The sequence below is a fragment of the Bradyrhizobium sp. AUGA SZCCT0169 genome, from assembly GCF_018130085.1.
Lineage (GTDB): Bacteria > Pseudomonadota > Alphaproteobacteria > Rhizobiales > Xanthobacteraceae > Bradyrhizobium.
Window position 1 is genome coordinate 41,416 of sequence record NZ_JAFCMC010000028.1, and the last position, 16,596, is coordinate 58,011.

General features: G+C 60.3%; 15 protein-coding genes. 10 read left to right on the forward strand and 5 right to left on the reverse strand.

Translation table 11 applies throughout. The annotated features are described in order from the left end of the window. Positions 1-121: 121 nt before the first annotated feature. Complete coding sequence (locus JQ609_RS25545; RefSeq protein WP_283813716.1) at positions 122-1,954, forward strand: AMP-binding protein; 1,833 nt, start codon at positions 122-124, stop codon at positions 1,952-1,954. A 22-nt stretch (positions 1,955-1,976) separates the two neighbouring features. On the opposite strand, the gene JQ609_RS25550 is transcribed toward JQ609_RS25545, so the two are convergent. Next, on the reverse strand, positions 1,977-2,492 hold the full coding sequence (locus JQ609_RS25550) for a helix-turn-helix domain-containing protein (protein ID WP_212275592.1): 516 nt from the start codon (positions 2,490-2,492) through the stop codon (positions 1,977-1,979). Positions 2,493-2,731: 239 nt separating this feature from the next. On the opposite strand from JQ609_RS25550, the gene JQ609_RS25555 reads away from it, so the two are divergent. Both JQ609_RS25555 and JQ609_RS25560 read left to right on the forward strand, forming a co-directional pair. Then, positions 2,732-3,364 (forward strand): 2-hydroxychromene-2-carboxylate isomerase, encoded by a 633-nt coding sequence (locus JQ609_RS25555; protein WP_212209037.1) that lies wholly within the window; start codon positions 2,732-2,734, stop codon positions 3,362-3,364. Positions 3,365-3,463: 99 nt separating this feature from the next. Beyond that, positions 3,464-4,663 (forward strand): CaiB/BaiF CoA-transferase family protein, encoded by a 1,200-nt coding sequence (locus JQ609_RS25560; RefSeq protein ID WP_212209038.1) that lies wholly within the window; start codon positions 3,464-3,466, stop codon positions 4,661-4,663. 33 nt (positions 4,664-4,696) lie between these two features. Here JQ609_RS25560 and JQ609_RS25565 read toward each other — a convergent pair whose 3' ends face one another. Next, the gene (locus tag JQ609_RS25565) at positions 4,697-5,374 is read right to left on the reverse strand and encodes a glutathione S-transferase family protein (RefSeq protein WP_212209039.1); all 678 of its coding nucleotides are present in this window, start codon (positions 5,372-5,374) and stop codon (positions 4,697-4,699) included. Position 5,375: 1 nt separating this feature from the next. Beyond that, on the reverse strand, positions 5,376-6,119 hold the full coding sequence (locus JQ609_RS25570; protein WP_212209040.1) for an SDR family NAD(P)-dependent oxidoreductase: 744 nt from the start codon (positions 6,117-6,119) through the stop codon (positions 5,376-5,378). A gap of 236 nt (positions 6,120-6,355) precedes the next feature. On the opposite strand from JQ609_RS25570, the gene JQ609_RS25575 reads away from it, so the two are divergent. From JQ609_RS25575 to JQ609_RS25605, 7 genes are read left to right on the forward strand one after another with little or no spacing between them, the layout of a single operon-like run. Further along, positions 6,356-7,963: an AMP-binding protein gene (locus tag JQ609_RS25575; protein ID WP_312014892.1), complete on the forward strand. Its 1,608-nt coding sequence runs from the start codon at positions 6,356-6,358 to the stop codon at positions 7,961-7,963. 19 nt (positions 7,964-7,982) lie between these two features. After that, positions 7,983-8,720, forward strand: a complete 738-nt coding sequence (locus JQ609_RS25580) for an SDR family oxidoreductase (RefSeq protein ID WP_212275644.1) — start codon at positions 7,983-7,985, stop codon at positions 8,718-8,720. A 15-nt stretch (positions 8,721-8,735) separates the two neighbouring features. Beyond that, complete coding sequence (locus JQ609_RS25585; protein WP_212275597.1) at positions 8,736-9,917, forward strand: acyl-CoA dehydrogenase family protein; 1,182 nt, start codon at positions 8,736-8,738, stop codon at positions 9,915-9,917. A 21-nt stretch (positions 9,918-9,938) separates the two neighbouring features. Then, on the forward strand, positions 9,939-11,069 hold the full coding sequence (locus tag JQ609_RS25590; RefSeq protein WP_212209043.1) for an acyl-CoA dehydrogenase family protein: 1,131 nt from the start codon (positions 9,939-9,941) through the stop codon (positions 11,067-11,069). A gap of 53 nt (positions 11,070-11,122) precedes the next feature. Beyond that, positions 11,123-12,310, forward strand: coding sequence for an acetyl-CoA C-acyltransferase (locus JQ609_RS25595; RefSeq protein WP_212275599.1), 1,188 nt, complete (start codon positions 11,123-11,125; stop codon positions 12,308-12,310). Positions 12,311-12,343: 33 nt separating this feature from the next. Continuing rightward, positions 12,344-13,357, forward strand: a complete 1,014-nt coding sequence (locus JQ609_RS25600; RefSeq protein WP_212209045.1) for a nitronate monooxygenase family protein — start codon at positions 12,344-12,346, stop codon at positions 13,355-13,357. A gap of 36 nt (positions 13,358-13,393) precedes the next feature. Further along, positions 13,394-14,047, forward strand: coding sequence for a flavin reductase family protein (locus JQ609_RS25605; protein ID WP_212275601.1), 654 nt, complete (start codon positions 13,394-13,396; stop codon positions 14,045-14,047). On the opposite strand, the gene JQ609_RS25610 is transcribed toward JQ609_RS25605, so the two are convergent. Next, the gene (locus tag JQ609_RS25610) at positions 14,044-15,267 is read right to left on the reverse strand and encodes a multidrug effflux MFS transporter (RefSeq protein ID WP_212275604.1); all 1,224 of its coding nucleotides are present in this window, start codon (positions 15,265-15,267) and stop codon (positions 14,044-14,046) included. The two genes, JQ609_RS25605 and JQ609_RS25610, sit on opposite strands and share 4 nt — an antisense overlap. Before the next feature lie 96 nt (positions 15,268-15,363). Then, positions 15,364-16,563 carry an acetyl-CoA C-acyltransferase gene (locus JQ609_RS25615; RefSeq protein WP_212275606.1) on the reverse strand — a complete coding sequence of 400 codons (1,200 nt, stop codon included), beginning with the start codon at positions 16,561-16,563 and terminating at the stop codon, positions 15,364-15,366. Positions 16,564-16,596 lie beyond the last annotated feature (33 nt).

Genomic DNA, 16,596 nt, shown 5'->3' on the forward strand with positions numbered 1-16,596 from the left:
GGCGGGCTGGTTGCCAACCGCCGGCTGGTCTGGCCCGAAAGCTCGATTGATCGTTCGCGCGATCCAGGCAGGTAGGTCCAGCGGACATGGCATCAGAAGCGACGAATCGTGCCCCGCGCGCTTGTCGACCATCACAGCGGTTCAGGAGATTGTTTCGATGTCGACGAAGCCACTGACGTTCGCGCCAAGGGAGCTTTCCATAGAGCGTCGAACCGACGGCACGCTCATATTGAGCTCGCCACTTGAGTTAGGAAAGTGCGACTGGCGTATAACGGATTTTCTTCCGAACTGGGCAAATTCTGTTCCCGATAGAATTTTTCTTGCGCAACGCAACGCGGAAGGGGGATGGGACGAGATCACCTATCGCGAGGCATGGTCGCAGGTTCAGGCGGTTGGCCAAAGCTTGATCGACATGGGCGCAAAGCCGGCCGACAAGCTGGCGATACTTTCAGGAAACTCGATCGAGAACGCGGTGATCTCGTTTGCCGCGATGTCGATAGGGGTAGTTCTGGCGCCGATATCCCCAAACTACACGCTGATGCCCGGCGGCCTGGCTCGGCTCAAGGATATAGCGGACGCGCTGCGCCCGAAATTTGTTTTTGTTCAGAGCGCGCGCGACTTTTCCGCGGGACGTTCTATTCCCGAACTGGCAGCATCGACCTGGATCAGTGTCGATGGGGCGCCGGATACCGTGCCTTTCGGTGCGCTGAAATCCCGAACGGGGAGCAAAGAATTCGCGGATGCATCACAGGCGGTTTCTTGCGACGCTGTCGCAAAGATTCTCTTCACATCCGGTTCGACAGGTTTTCCCAAAGGCGTGCTCAACACTCACCGCATGATGGCGAGCTCCTTGCAAATGGGGAGTCGGCTGGTGTCTCCTCCGGACGCGCCGGTGCAGGTCGAGTGGCTGCCATGGCACCATACGATGGGCAGCAACGTCATCCTTCACGGCATTCTCAAGAATGGCGGTACGCTCTACATCGACGATGGCCGGCCGCTGCCTCAGCTCTTCCACAAGACGGTCGCGAATCTCAGGGAGATTTCGCCCACCGCCATGTTCAACGTACCTGCGGGCTACAATCTCCTATGTGATGCTATCGAGAACGACCTCGAACTTGGCGCCAGCGTATTCAAGCGGATCGATAGATTGAGCTATGCCGGGGCTGCCATCTCGCAGGCCACGCTTGAGAAACTCTATCGGCTGACATCGTCGATCACTGGCCGGCGAATTCCGGTCATGTCGGGCTACGGCACCACCGAAACGGCCCCGACAATCAGTACGACCCATTGGGCGACCGACCAGCCGGGAGAGATCGGTCTTCCCGCGCCGGGTCTGCAGCTAAAACTGATCCCTGTTTCCGATACGTACGAGGCGAGGGTCAAGGGACCCAACGTTACGTCAGGTTATCTCGGAAGGCCGGATTTGACGGAACTGGCCTTCGATGAGGAAGGATTCTATCGCATCGGCGATACCGTCTCGTTTCTGGATCCTCAGAAGCCGGAGCTTGGGTTGCGCTTTACAGGCAGAATTTCCGAGAACTTCAAACTCGCGAACGGTACGTGGGTCTCGATCGGGAATATGCGAGCGGCAATTCTGGCTGCAACCCGGGGCGTATTGCTGGACCTTGTCGTCGCGGGAGAAAATCGTGAATCGTGCGCGCTGCTCTGCTGGTTGAATCCGGCCGAGGCAGCGCGAATCTCGAAGACGTCCGATTTGACCTGCGACCCTCTCGTAGTTCAATTCCTGAAAGACCGTTTTCGGGAATACAATGAAACCGTCGGAAGCAGCGAAAGAATTTGTTCGTTCTCACTGCTCAAGGATCCGCCGTCGATGGCGGCAGGCGAGATCACCGACAAGGCCTACGTCAATCAGCGGGCCGTGTTGAGCCACCGATCGTGGTGCGTCGAAAGGCTGTATGCAGAGCCGCCAAGCGAAGACGTGATAGTGATTTGAGCGTGAGCGCCCTGACGGGCAATCACGCCGCTTGTTTGCGGGTCTTTGGCTTTGCGGGCTTGTCGCGAGAAATCCGTTCTGAAGGGGCGCGGGCCCCGGGGCCGGGGTGGGTGTGTACCTCCTTGGCCAAAAGCGGCTCTCCGCATTCGGAGCACACGATGACCGGATCGAAGTTCTTGCCGCATTTGCGGTGCTGATGCAGCAACGGCCGCCCGCGTTCGTCGACCATGTGGGTGTCGCCCCAATGGACGAGCGCCATCATGATCGGATAGAGGTCGAGACCCTTCTGCGTCAGGATATACTCATGGCGCTTAGGTGACTCCTGGTATGGAACGCGGCGCAGCACGCCCTGCCGAACCAGCTTTTTCAGCCGCTCTGCGAGCAAATGGCGCGTGATTCCAAGCGCTGACTGAAAACCCTCGAAGCGGCGCGTACGCAGAAAGCATTCGCGGAGGATCAGAAGCGTCCAACGGTCACCGATCACACCGATGGTTCGAGCCATCGAACATGGCTCTTGCTCAAGTTCATCCCATTTCATTCCTGCTCTCCGGTCGGCAGGCGCCTGTTCCCCTCGAATCAATCCCGGGAACCGCAGCCGCCTCTTCCATTCTAGATAGGTACTAAATGCCAAACAATACCCCGCGACCAGTTAAAATCAGCAGAATTCAGCGCAGATTTGACAGTTCGATTTTAGAACTGTATGACCGAATGGTAGCCGGAGTTCGGCTGGACGATCACCAAACCTGACCATCACTGCGCTCTGCGGGAGGAACTGACATGCCCCTGAAAGTTGAATTCCTGTTCGATTTCGGCAGCCCGAACGCTTACCTCGCTGAACTGGTCCTGCCGGGAATTGAATGGCGCACCGGCGTGAAATTCGAATATGTCCCGGTTCTGCTCGGCGGCATCTTCAAGGGGACCGGCAACATGTCGCCGTTCGACTCGCTTCGCGGAATCAAGAACAAACCGGAATACCAGGCGCTTGAGACCCAGCGCTTTATCCGCCGCCATAACATCACGAAGTTTCGCCAGAATCCCTTCTTTCCGGTCAACACGCTGATGCTGATGCGCGGCGCCGTCGCGGCTCAGTTTGAAGGCGTGTTTGAGCCCTATTTTCGTGCGGCCTATCATCATATGTGGGAAGAGCCCAAGAAGATGGATGACCTCGAAACCTTCCGGAACGCCTTCATCTCCTCAGGCATCGATATCGACCGATTGATTGCGCGTGCGCAGCAGGATGACGTCAAGAAGGGGTTGATCGATCGGACGACCGACGCGGTTGGCCGTGGAGCATTCGGCTCACCGACTTTCTTCGTCGGAAAGGAAATGTTCTTCGGCAAGGACCAGCTCCGTGACGTCGAGGAGTCGATCGTCGAACAAACCAGTCAGCTGGTTTCGAAAACGGCCTAAGGTTGCGAATTGAGGCCTGCAGAGCCAGGCCGATGTTCCGGGCTTGCATGGGGAAAATTCAGTCGGCCCCACAACGAAGTAAACTCAGGGAGAATGCCCATGCCTGGCCCACTTAGCGGTGTTCGAGTCCTCGATTTGACAGGCGTGGTGTCCGGTCCCTACGCGACCATGTTTCTGGCGGATCAGGGCGCTGACGTCCTGAAGATCGAGCCGATTGGCGGTGATATCACGCGGCGCAGCCGCGCCACCATCGATAAGGATGGCGAGTTCTCCGCACTTTTTATCTCTTCGAACCGCGGCAAGCGCTCACTGTCGATCGACGTCAAGAGCGCGGCCGGTCGAGAGGTTCTCGCCAAGCTGGTCGCGCAGGCGGATGTCTTGGTGCAGAATTTCCGCCCCGGCACCATGGAGCGCCTCGGTCTCGGCGTCGATGAGTTGCGCCAACGCCATCCGCGCTTGATCTATGTCTCGATCAGCGGCGTCGGCGAGACCGGCCCGTATGTGAAGAAGCGCGTCTATGATCCGATCATTCAAGCGCTGTCGGGGTTTGCCGATATCCAGTCGCAGCCGGTAACCAACCGTCCGCAGATGATCCGCACGATCGTATGCGACAAGACTACCGCTGTGTTCACCGCGCAGGCGGTGGCAGCGGCGCTCTACGCCCGCGAGAAGACTGGGCAGGGCGATCATATTCAGGTCGCAATGCTGGATGCGATGATTTCATACCTGTGGCCTGAGGGCATGATGCAATACACGGTGGTAGGAGCCGAGACGACCGCCGCAGATCCCAACGACCGGCCGGATCTCGTGTTCAAGACCAGCGATGGCTACATCACGGCCGGTACCATTTCGGATTCCGAATGGCAGGGCTTTTGCCGGGCCTCCGGCGATCCCGAGCTTGCCAAGGATCCCCGCTTTGCGACTCCGGGCGCGCGCTCGGTCAATGCCACGGCCCGCATCAACAAGATGGCGGAGTATATCGGCCAGCACACCACTGCCGAATGGCTGGAGCGCCTGGACGCTGCCGACGTGCCTTGTGCGCCGATCCTGCGGCGAGGCGAAATCATTCACAATGAACAGGTAATCGCGCGCGGCATCATCGCGGAGTTCGATCAACCGAAGGTCGGACGGGTGCGGCAGCCGAAGCCGGCGGCCCGCTTTGAGATCAATGAGGCCGCGATTGGCGGGCCAGCTCCCCGCGTCGGCGAGCACTCCCGCGACGTGTTGCGCGAGCTGGGTTACGACGACGGCGCCATCGACAAGATGGTCGCCGAGCGTAGCGTGCGTGTGGCGATCTAACCTCGAACCCCTGCGCGAGGTGGTGGTCGGTCTTTAAACCTTCGCCGGCACCGGCGTGATTGGTGCCATCGGGACATTCGCCGCGACGGCTCGCTGGAAGGCCTCCCGTTTCTTGATGCGTTCGAGATAGGGCTGCGCATTGTCGCAAATGCCAACGCCATAGGCGACGGCCCACTCAAGGCAGGTCGTGAGCAGGATGTCGGCGCTGGTAAACCGGTCGCCCATCAGGAATTGCCGGCCGTCTGCAAGTGCTACTTCGACATGGCGCAACTGCTGGCGGAAATACTCGCCGGCCTGGGCAACGACCTCGGGCGCAATACCGTAGATTGGACCGAGCGCGTCGGCCCGATGGCGGCGCATCACGTAAAGGCTGGTTGAATCCAGCTCCGCGACGATAAAGAAACACCATTCCAGCCACGCGGCATACTCACGGGTGGTTTCAGGAATCAGCGAGCGCTCCGTCGTGGAGTACATTCGCGACAAGTAGGCAACGATCGCGGCGCTCTCGCCGATGGAGAAGTCGCCGTCCTGAAGCAGCGGAATTTTCTGGCGCGGATTGAGCTTGGTATATTCCGCGGTCTTGGTCTCGCCCGTCCGCGGCCCGATCGGCTTTGTCGTGTAAGCCAAGCCCAACTCGTGCATGGCCCAATGCGGACGGATGGTGCGGCTTGTCCCAACGCCCCACAGGGTCAGGTTTGGTGTAGCGCTCATGTTACCACTTCTCCACGGACGGACGGAGGTCGAGTTCGTGGGTCCAGCCATCCCTGCTTTGCTGGTGGGTGAACCAATAGGCCTCAGCAATGGAAGATGTCTTTGTCAGGCTATCTGGGGGAATTTCGCTTGCCTCGATCCCCTTCGCCGCTTTCATGCGCTGATGAATCGCCTCGCTGTCGACGCCAGCGTCGATCAGGAGATGCACGACATGAATGTTCTTCGGCCCCAACTCGCGCGCCATCGCCTGGGCCACGGCTCGAAGTCCGAACTTCGCTGATGAAAATGCCGCAAACCCCTGGCCGCCGCGCACGCTGGCCGTCGCACCCGTAAAGAAGATGGTGCCGTGTCCACGCGGAAGCATGACGCGCGCAGCCTCACGCCCGACCAGGAAGCCGCCATAGCAGGCCAGTTCCCATGCCTTGAAGAACAGCTTCTCTGTGGTGTCCAGCAAAGGCTTGTTGACGTTCGAACCGGCATTGTAGAGACAGACCTCGATCGGTCCGAGCTCTTTTTCGATCCGCGCGAATATGCCCTGGACCTCTGCTTCCTGACGGGCGTCGACGCTGAACGCGTGAATGTTATGTCCAGCTTCCCTCAGCTCGGCCACAAGTCCCTGCGATTTGGACGCATCACGCCTGCAGATGCAAACCGTATAGCCGCCCTTGGCAAAACGCCTCGCGACCGCCGCCCCGATCGCATCGCCTGCGCCCACAAGTATCGCTACGCCGCGGTTCGCCGTCATTCCGCTCCTCCCACAGAGTTCCTATTTGATACTTTTATCGTAACGATCGGATGGCGCTCTGTAAACGACGGCGTTCAACAATGATCCAATCATAATAGGGCAGCCTAGTTGCCCCTTCGGACCTCGTAAAGCCCGGACGATGATTTAATCATTGACGAGTTCTAAAAAAGAACGGTAGGTTCGGCCAAGCATCCGCGCGTTGCGCGAGCGGGCAATCGTTGATGGAGAGGTCAGTCGTGGCGGAGCTTTCAGAGACGATCGATCTCGACGAGATTGCTGTCGGCTTGCCGCGTCGTATCCATGAAGTAACGGCAAGACAGGTTGCCAAAGCCCCCGACCGGATCGCGCTGGTCGAAGACGGGGCATCCTGGAGCTACCGCGATCTGGATCAGCGTGTCAGCGAGATCGCCACCGTCCTGTCGTCGCTGGGAATCAGGGCGGGCGACCGGATGATTATTGTCAGCGAAAACTGTATTGCGCTCGCCGCATTGCTGCTGGCGGTGAGCCGGCTCGACGCCTGGGCGATCGTCGCCAACCCGCGACTGTCCGCACGCGAACTGGATCAGATCCGCGACCATAGCGGCGCCCGCCGGATGTTTTTCACATCGGGTATTTCGAAGGAGGCCACGGCTCACGCTTCGCGCTATGGCGCCGAGAACGAGCGAATAGGCCCACTGCCGGAAGTTGGTGTTGGTCCGCTCAACGAAAGCGCCACCGTCGAGCCGGTGGAGGCCGATCCCGTAAAACAAGTCGCGGTGCTGATCTACACCTCGGGAACGACGGGGACCCCGAAAGGCGTGATGCTCTCGCATGACAACCTGCTGATCAGCGCAAAGACCACGGCGCATATTCGCAAAATGAACGAAGACGATAAGATCTATCTCGTCTTGCCGATCTCCCATATCGTCGGCATCTCGCTCCTGATCATGACATTGATGACCGGCGGCACGGTGCGGATGGTCAGCAAGTACGATCCTGCCGCGACCGCCAGGGCGATTGCGGAGGAGGGCGTTACCATCCTCAATGGGGTGCCGGCTACCTATCAACGGCTGCTGGAGTACAAGAGCGTGTCGGGTGTGGAGCAACTCGCCCGAGGCTCATTACGCCTGATCGGCGTCGCTGGCGCGCCCCTCGATTTGAATCTGAAGTTGCGTGTGGAAAAGGAGTTCGGCCTTCCGCTGCTTAACGGCTACGGGATCACCGAATGTTCGCCGGGGATATCGGGCGTGCGCTTCGATGCGCCACGCGCCGACCAGGCGGTAGGGACAGTACTGCCGGGAGTAGAGGCGAGGGTCAGAACGCTGGACGGAATTCCGACCGCAAGAGGTGAAGTCGGAGAGCTGCATGTCCGCGGGCGCAACGTGATGCTTGGCTACTATCGTGCCCCCGAGTTGACCGCCAAGGCAATCGACAGCGAGGGCTGGTTCAACACCGGCGATCTGGCGCGTTTCGACGGCGATTGTCTGTACATTGTCGGCCGCACCAAGGAAATGATCATCCGTTCGGGCTTCAACGTCTATCCCGCCGAGGTCGAAGCGGTCCTCAGTTTACACAAGGACGTCGTGCAATGCGCCGTGGTCGGCCGTGCTGTCGACGGCAATGAAGAGATTGTCGGGTTCGTGCAACTGCTGCCAGGGTCGCGGGCGACGCCGGAGGATCTGATGGGCTTTATCCGATTTCAGCTCACCTCATACAAGCGGCCGTCCAAGATTATCATCCTCGATGCGTTGCCGGCCACCTCAACCGGCAAGATACTCAAGCACAAGCTTGCGGAGTCCTTGCGTGGCGAGGGTGATGAAAGCCCTCCGAAGCGGGCGGCCGAATTTCGCAGACAACATGTCTAACCTGACCGGGAGAATACCCTTGCAAAAGAGAAACGCGACCGTGGCCGTGATCGGTGCTGGCGACTTTATCGGCAGTGAAATTGCAAAGAAGTTCGCCTCGGAGGGCTTTACGGTGTTCGCCGGGCGCCGCAACGGCGCCAAGCTCGAACCGCTGGTCAAGGAGATCGAGAAGGCCGGCGGCGAAATTCACGCGCGCTCGCTCGACGCACGCAAGGAGGAGGAAATCATTTCCTTCCTCGGCGACGCAGACAAGCACGCACCGCTTGAGGTTTGCATCTTCAACATCGGCGCCAACGTCAACTATCCGATTCTGGATACGACCGAACGCGTATTCCGAAAGGTCTGGGAAATGGCCTGCTATTCCGGCTTTCTCGCCGGCCGCGAGGCAGCCCGCCTGATGCTTCCCCGTGGTAAAGGCAATATCTTCTTTACTGGCGCAACAGCGAGCCTTCGCGGTGGGACGGGATATGCGGCCTTCGCCAGCGCGAAGTTCGGCCTGCGGGCCGTTGCACAGGCGACCGCGCGCGAGTTGGGGCCGAAGAACATCCACGTCGCCCATCTCATCATTGATTCCGGGGTCGACACAGAATGGGTCCGGCAACGGCGGATCGAGGCCCTGGGTCCGAATGCGCTGGATGATCCCAATGCGCTGATGCCGCCATCTTCAGTCGCGGAATCCTATTGGTTACTCTACCAGCAGCCGCGAAGCGCTTGGACCTTTGAATTGGAAATTCGTCCGTTCGGCGAGAAGTGGTAGCGGGGGCTTCTCACGATGGAGCTCAATCTTTCCAGCGAAGACGCTGCGTTTCGTGACGAGGTGCGCGCTTTTATTGCGGAGAATTATCCGCAGGAAATGCGGGTTCCAAACCCCGAGACCGATCTGACCAAGGAGCAGTCGCTGCTCTGGCACCGCATCCTCTACAAGAAGGGTTGGATTGCTCCGCTCTGGCCCAAGGAATATGGCGGCCCCGGCTGGTCGGTCACGCGGCGATTCATCTTCGAACAGGAGACGTCGCGCGCCGGGACGCTGCCGCCGCTTGCGTTCAGTGTCACCATGGTGGGCCCGGTCATCTACACCTTCGGTAATGACGCGCAGAAAAAGAAGTATCTGCCACGAATCCTCTCCGGCGAGGACTGGTGGTGCCAGGGCTACTCGGAGCCGGGCTCCGGCTCGGATCTTGCCTCTGTGCGCACCAAGGCGGTGCGCGACGGCGATCATTACATTGTCAACGGTCACAAGACCTGGACCACGCTGGCCCAGCATGCCGACTGGATATTCTGCCTGGTGCGGACCGATCCGTCGGCAAAGCCTCAGGCCGGCATCTCCTTCCTGCTGATCGACATGAAATCGCCCGGAGTCACGGTGCGGCCCATCATCACCATCGACGGATCGCATGAAGTGAATGACGTGTTCCTTGAGGACGTGCGCGTCCCCGCGGAAAATTTGATCGGCGAGGAAAACAAGGGTTGGACTTACGCAAAATTCCTGCTGGGCAACGAGCGTACCAGCATGGCCGGGATCGGCCGGTCGACGCGTTATCTGGGGCGTCTCAAGCACATCGTGAGAACCGAGGTCGGCGAGGATGATCCGACCTTCGGGGAATTCATCAAGGAAATCGCGCGCGTCGAGCTGGATGTACTCGCGTTGGAGGCAACGGAACTGCGAATCGTCGCGCAGATGTCGCGTGGCATCGATCCGGGGCCGGCTGCGTCGCTGTTCAAGATCAGGGGCACCGAAATATTTCAGCGCATTACGGATCTAACGCATCAGGCCATCGGTAACTATGGCCTGGCGATCCGCGAGCACCCGGTGAGCTCCAACCACTTCATGCCAGGGCCGGATTACGGGCACACCGCGACTGAGAAATATCTGAACTCCCGAAAACTCAGTATCTACGGGGGATCGAATGAAATCCAGCGCAACATCATCGCGAAAGCAGTTCTCGGTCTCTGACCACATCGCACGAGGCATCGGATGGATATCCAGTTGACGGAAGAACAGGAATTGCTCCGTTCCAGCATTCAACGCTTCCTGCGGGAGCAGTATGATTTCGACGAGCGTCGAAAAATTGTTGCGACGGATGAAGGCTGGAGCCGCAAGCACTGGAGCGCCTTTGCCGAGCTTGGGTTGTGCGCCGCACCGTTTCGGGAAAGCTCAGGTGGTCTCGGTGGCGGATCGCTTGCGACCATGATCGTGATGCAAGAGTTCGGACGTAGCCTGGTCGTCGAACCGTACCTTGAGACCGTTGTTCTCGCAGGCGGCCTGATCGAAGACGCCGGCTCGCCGGAGCAGCGCGAGGCGTTCTTGCCGAAGATCATGGATGGCAGCGCCATATGGACACTGGCCTGGGCGGAAGGGCGATCACGCTACGATTTTGACAACGTCACGACAACGGCGCGACGTCAGGGGGACAACTTTGTCCTGAGCGGAACAAAGGCAGCGGTGATTGGTGCGCCGTGGGCCGACAAGCTAATCGTCTCGGCGCGAACGTCCGGTGGGCCCCGCGACCGTGCCGGCGTAAGCCTGTTCGTCGTTGATCGCCATTCTGCCAATCTCCACTTACAAAGCTTCAAAACCGTCGATGGTCGGCGCGCCGCCGAACTGACGCTGATGGACGTCCACGTTCCGGGCAGCCAGTTGCTTGGTGCCGAAGGCGAGGGCGTCGCCGCCCTCGAAGTGTGCCGTGACCGCGCTATCGCAGCACTCTGCGCGGAAGCCGTCGGGGCGATGTCGGTGCTGAATTCGGCGTCGCTTGAGTACAGCAAAGCGCGCAAGCAATTCGGGGCGGCAATTGGGACGTTTCAGGTGTTGCAGCACCGCATGGTCGACATGTTCATCGCGCTCGAAGAGTCGATTTCGCTCACACAGCATTTGAATCTCAGCCTTGCAGCCCGGGAGCCAAATGGATCGAAGCTGGCATCGGGCGCGAAGTCGAAGGTTGGCAACGCCGCCCGCTTCGTCGCAGAGCAGGCCGTGCAGCTACATGGCGGCATGGGCATGAGCGACGAATTGAACGTCGGGCATTACTTCAAGCGAATAAATTCCATCAACATCCAGTTTGGCGATCCCACCTACCATCTGATGCGGTACGCGCAGCAGAACTAATTGCCCCTTCCAACGCAGCAAATCGACTGCCGCACCCCGATCAGAGGTAAAGAATGACCGAAGCCGTAATCGTATCGACTGCTCGCACCCCCATTGGCAAGGCCTACAAGGGCGCCCTCAATAATACCGAAGGCGCGACGTTGCTGGGTCATGCTATTTCCGCTGCATTGTCACGGGCCAACGTCGAGGGTGCCGAAGTGGAGGACGTCGTGATGGGTTGCGCCATGCAACAGGGCACTACTGGCACCAATATCGCTCGAAAGGCGCTATTACGGGCCGGACTTCCAGTGAGCGTGGCCGGGACAACCATCGATCGCCAATGCGCGTCCGGCCTGCAGGCGATTGCCCTGGCTGCGCGGTCGGTGATTTTCGACGGCGTGGAAGTCGCTATCGGCGGCGGTGGTGAGTCGATTAGCCTGGTGCAAAACAACCAGATAAACACGTTTCATGCTGTCGACCCGGAACTGCTCGCTATGAAGGGAGACGCTTACATGGCGATGCTGGATACGGCCGAGATCGTGGCAAAGCGTTACGGCATCTCGCGCGAACGCCAGGATGAATATAGCTTGGAGAGCCAGCGCCGGACCGCGGCAGCGCAGCAGGGCGGCCGCTTCAACGACGAACTCGCACCGATCAAGACAACAATGGCAGTCGCCGACAAGGCGACCAGTGCGGTGTCATATCGGGAAGTGACTCTGTCGGCTGACGAGGGGCCGCGTCCTGATACCACCGCTGAGGCTCTCGCAGGCGTCAAGCCGGCCAAGGGACCGGGCTTCACCATCACCGGCGGCAATGCGAGCCAGCTCTCCGACGGCGCTAGTGCTGCCGTCATCATGAGCGACAAGCTGGCGGCGCAGAAGGGATTGAAGCCGCTCGGCATTTTCCGCGGGTTTGTCGCGGCAGGCTGCGAGCCGGACGAGATGGGAGTAGGGCCGGTCTACGCTGTGCCCCGGCTACTCAAGCGTCACGGCCTCAAAATCGACGATATCGATCTCTGGGAATTGAACGAGGCATTCGCGGTACAAGTAATCTATTGCCGCGACAAGCTCGGGATCGATCCGGAGAAGCTCAATGTCAATGGCGGCTCGATCGCGGTTGGCCACCCCTACGGCATGACCGGAGCCCGGCTGACCGGCCACGCCTTGATCGAGGGTCGCCGACGCAAGGCCAAATACGCCGTCGTTACGATGTGCGTGGGCGGCGGCATGGGCGCTGCGGGACTTCTCGAAATCATTCATTGAGCAAAAAGCGCGATAGATAAACAGGAGCTCCTTGTGAAGACAGCAATTACTGAATTGTTCGGCATCGAACACCCCATCATCCAGGGCGGAATGCATTTTGTGGGCTTTGCTGAAATGGCGGCGGCCGTGTCCAATGCTGGCGGCCTCGGTCTCATCACTGGATTGACGCAAAGAACGCCTGAACTTCTCGCAAAGGAGATCGCTCGCTGTCACGAAATGACCGATAAGCCATTCGGCGTGAATCTGACCTTTCTGCCGACCTTCAGCGCACCTCCCTATCCGGAATACATTGCAGCCATCAGGGAAGGCGGCATCAGGATCGTCGAAACCGCAGGGCGTAGCCCCGAGCAGTACATGCCTGCCTTGAAGGCGGCAGGCATCAAGGTCATCCACAAATGCACTTCGGTTCGCCACTCGCTGAAAGCCGAGCAGATCGGCTGCGACGCCGTTAGCGTCGACGGGTTCGAATGTGGCGGCCATCCCGGCGAAGACGACATGCCCAACATGATCCTGCTGCCGCGTGCGGCCGAGGAACTGAAGATACCGTTCGTTGCCTCCGGCGGTATGGCGGACGCGCGCAGCCTGGTCGCGGCGCTGGCGATGGGCGCCGCCGGCATGAACATGGGAACGCGTTTTATCGCTACCAAGGAAGCGCCGGTACACCAGAACGTCAAGGATGCGCTGGTGAAGGCAACGGAACTCGACACCCGTCTGGTGATGCGCGGGCTCCGGAATACCGAGCGCGTTCTGAACAACAAGGGCGTTGAGCAGTTGCTCGAAATCGAACGAGCCAAGGGCAAGCAACTCAAGATCGAGGATATCCACGATCAGGTGGCGGGTGTTTATCCCAAGGTGATGATCGACGGCGACATGGACGCTGGCGCCTGGAGTTGCGGCATGGTCGCGGGCCTCATTCACGACATTCCCACGGTCAAAGAACTGATCGACCGCATCATGGTGGATGCCGAACGTATCATCCGTCAGCGTCTGACTGGCTTCCTCGATGATGCCGGGCAGAGGCCGGTTGCCGCTCGGGCGATCGCGTGAGCTTTCCGAGCAAAATATCACTGCCGGGGGGAATTCATGCATCTGGCCGACTTCCACTACTACGAGCCTTCGAAGGGCCACGGGCTCCGACATAATCCATTCAACGCGATTGTCGCGCCGCGTCCAATTGGTTGGATTTCGTCACGCAATGCGGCTGGTCAACTGAACCTCGCTCCATACAGCTTCTTCAACGCGTTCCTCTACGACCCTCCGATAATCGGGTTCTCCTCAATTTCGTGGAAGGACACCGTCAAGAACATCAGCGAGACCCGCGAATTTGTTTGGAATCTAGTTACGATGGATCTGGGCGAGCGCATGAACGTGACGGCGACGCCGCTCGATCACGGCGTGAGCGAGTTCGAAACAGCAGGGCTGACGCCAATCCCCGGGCGCCACGTAGCGGTGCCGCGGGTAGGCGAGAGCAGGGCCGCGATGGAATGCAAGGTCGTCGAGGTCTCTCAGTTGGCGAATGCGCGCGGTGAGAAGGTCGAAGGATGGTTCGTACTCGGCGAGGTCGTCGCAGTATACATCGACAAGTCTTTGATCGAGGACGGCGTCTACAACACTGCACTTGCACGTCCCATACTGCGCGCCGGCCGTGGTGGTGATTACCTCGAGGTCAAGACGGAGAACATGTTTGAGATGCCGCGCCCGCCAGGCAGCAGCAAACCGGAGTTCCATGGCTCCTAATGGGGAGCAGGTGACCTCAGACCCCGCGCGTACAGACCAAGCGCCAGCAGTGAAAACCCGCTCAGCACGACGCCCAGCGCCAACATTGCTTCATGCGACACCGTGGCAGCAAGCCATACGCCGATTGCGGCGTTCATCATCTGCCAGAAGCCCAGCAGTGCCGAGGCCGCGCCGGCTTTCTCCCCGAATGGAGAGAGCGCGCGGGCGGTAGCCAGTGGACTGACAACGCCCATGCCGAGGAGGAAGACGCACATCGCGCCCAGAAACGGCAAGAAAGTCGGGCTGATCTTCGAGATGAGCAGGATCGCAACGCTGCTCGCGGCCGTCGCCCACAGTCCCGCCCGGATTGGGCGATCGAGCCCGTAGCGTGGCGCCAATTTCGTCGCCAGCATGCCCGCGGCGAATACGATAAAGACGGTGCCGGCGAAGAAGAGGCCGAGCTGGATCGGCGTGAAGTGCATCGCTTCAATGAACAGGCGCGGCGCAGCCGAAAACATGGAGAACAAGCCGCCTAGGATCAGGCTCGAGGTTGCAGCCGGGATCGCGAAACGACGATCGCCAATCAGGCCAGCATAGGTCCTGGCGATTGCGACCAGGTTGAGCGGAGTGCGGATCGACTTGTGGGTTTCGCCGAGGACAATGCCGTAGGCAATCGCGCCAACTGCGGCAAAGGCAGCGACGAGAGCGAATTCGGAGCGCCAGCCAAAACTGTGATCGAGTGCGCCGCCAAGCAGAGGCGAGAATCCGGGGGCTGCGGACATCACGATCATGATCAGCGCCATCGCGCGCGCCAATGCCGGCCCACTGAACATGTCGCGGGCGATGGCGCGAGACAACACTGACGTCGCGCAAGCGCCAGCAGCCTGCACGATGCGGCCGGCCAGAAGATTTGGTAGATCTGTTGCCAAACCGCACCAGACGCTGCCGCCGATGAACACAACAAATCCGATCAGGACTGGCCAGCGTCTTCCGTAGCGATCCGAAAGCGGTCCGACCAGGAGCTGGCCTATCCCGAACACCGCAAGAAAGACGGTGATGGCGGATGTAACCGCTGCGCTGGTCACATTCAATGAGATCGCAATTTGTGGCAGCGACGGCAGCAAGATATTGGTCGCGAGCGTTCCCATGGCGGCCAGGACGGAAAGAACTGCGATCGCCAGGCCGCTGGAGACGGGAACGTCCCTCGGCACGCTTTTGGTCGTTTGGCACTGGCCAGCCATGGGAACTTTCGCGCTGATCGGGATAGGCAGGTTACAAGGCGGCAAGTGACGCGGTTCGCGCCGCTCGCCGAGCCCTTTCTGGTCGGTTCGGCCGTGCTACCTGCGGACGACGCGCTCGATCGCGATGGCGGTGGCTTCACCGCCACCGATGCAAAGGGCCGCAACGCCGCGTTTGAGGTTCTGCGCCTCCAGCGCATGCAGCAGCGTCACGATCAGGCGCGCGCCGGTGGCACCAATCGGATGACCGAGCGCGCAGGCGCCGCCATTGACGTTCAGCTTCTCGCGGGGGATGCCGAGGTCCTTCTGCGCGGCCATCGCTACCACGGCGAAGGCTTCGTTGATCTCGAACAGATCGACATCGCCGACGCTCCACCCGAGCTTGTCCAGCAGCTTGCGAATGGCCGGGATCGGCGCGGTAGTGAACCATTGCGGCTCCTGGCTGTGGGTGGCATGGCCCTTGATCTCGGCCAGTACGGGGAGGCCGTCGCGATCCGCGAGCGAGCGCTTTGCGAGAATGAGCGCCGCGGCGCCGTCGGCATTCGCCGAGGAGGCGGCCGGCGTGATGGTGCCGTTGGCGCGGAACGCGGCTTTCAGCCCGGGGATCTTGGCGGGATCGACCTTGAGCGGGTGCTCGTCATTGGCGATGATCCGCGGCCCGGTCTTTTCGGTCAGTGTGATCGGCGCGATCTCGGCTTTGAATGCGCCACCCTCGACCGCCTTGCGGGCGCGGGTCAAAGTCTCCATCGAGTAGGTGTCCTGATCCTTCCGGGTGAATTGATAGGCTTCCGCGGTGGCCTCACCGAAATCGCCCATCGAGCGGCCGGTCTCATAGGCGTCCTCCAGCCCGTCCATCATCATGTGATCGATGATCCGGTCATGGCCGGCGCGGTAACCGCCGCGTGCCTTGGCCAGCAGATAGGGCGCATTGCTCATGCTCTCCATGCCGCCCGACAGTACGATCGAGGCCGAGCCCGCATTGATGATGTCGTGAGCCAGCATGGTCGCCTTCATGCCGGAGCCGCAGACCTTGTTGACGGTGGTGGCGCCGGTGGCATCCGGCAGTTTGGCGCCGCGGGCGGCCTGGCGTGCCGGCGCCTGGCCTTGTCCGGCCGGCAAGACGTTGCCCATGAAAACCTCATCGATCCGCTCGGGCGCCAGCTTGGCCCGTTCCAGCGCCGCGCCGATCACGTGGGAGCCGAGCTTGTGGGCGCTGAGAGGCGACAACTCGCCCATGAAGCGGCCGAGCGGCGTGCGGGCGGCAGAAAGGATGACGACGGGGTCGGAAGCGGTGGCCATGGCGAACTCTCCTGTTGATAGGTGTTGTTATAT

What these genes read in the sequence shown, in the direction of transcription:
- JQ609_RS25570 (WP_212209040.1), bottom strand. Translation starts at nt 6,119, where the DNA reads ATGACGGCGAACCGCGGCGTAGCGATACTTGTGGGCGCAGGCGATGCG.
- JQ609_RS25590 (WP_212209043.1), top strand. Translation starts at nt 9,939, where the DNA reads ATGGATATCCAGTTGACGGAAGAACAGGAATTGCTCCGTTCCAGCATT.
- JQ609_RS25550 (WP_212275592.1), bottom strand. Translation starts at nt 2,492, where the DNA reads ATGAAATGGGATGAACTTGAGCAAGAGCCATGTTCGATGGCTCGAACC.
- JQ609_RS25585 (WP_212275597.1), top strand. Translation starts at nt 8,736, where the DNA reads ATGGAGCTCAATCTTTCCAGCGAAGACGCTGCGTTTCGTGACGAGGTG.
- JQ609_RS25565 (WP_212209039.1), bottom strand. Translation starts at nt 5,374, where the DNA reads ATGAGCGCTACACCAAACCTGACCCTGTGGGGCGTTGGGACAAGCCGC.
- JQ609_RS25595 (WP_212275599.1), top strand. Translation starts at nt 11,123, where the DNA reads ATGACCGAAGCCGTAATCGTATCGACTGCTCGCACCCCCATTGGCAAG.
- JQ609_RS25555 (WP_212209037.1), top strand. Translation starts at nt 2,732, where the DNA reads ATGCCCCTGAAAGTTGAATTCCTGTTCGATTTCGGCAGCCCGAACGCT.
- JQ609_RS25610 (WP_212275604.1), bottom strand. Translation starts at nt 15,267, where the DNA reads ATGGCTGGCCAGTGCCAAACGACCAAAAGCGTGCCGAGGGACGTTCCC.
- JQ609_RS25605 (WP_212275601.1), top strand. Translation starts at nt 13,394, where the DNA reads ATGCATCTGGCCGACTTCCACTACTACGAGCCTTCGAAGGGCCACGGG.
- JQ609_RS25560 (WP_212209038.1), top strand. Translation starts at nt 3,464, where the DNA reads ATGCCTGGCCCACTTAGCGGTGTTCGAGTCCTCGATTTGACAGGCGTG.
- JQ609_RS25615 (WP_212275606.1), bottom strand. Translation starts at nt 16,563, where the DNA reads ATGGCCACCGCTTCCGACCCCGTCGTCATCCTTTCTGCCGCCCGCACG.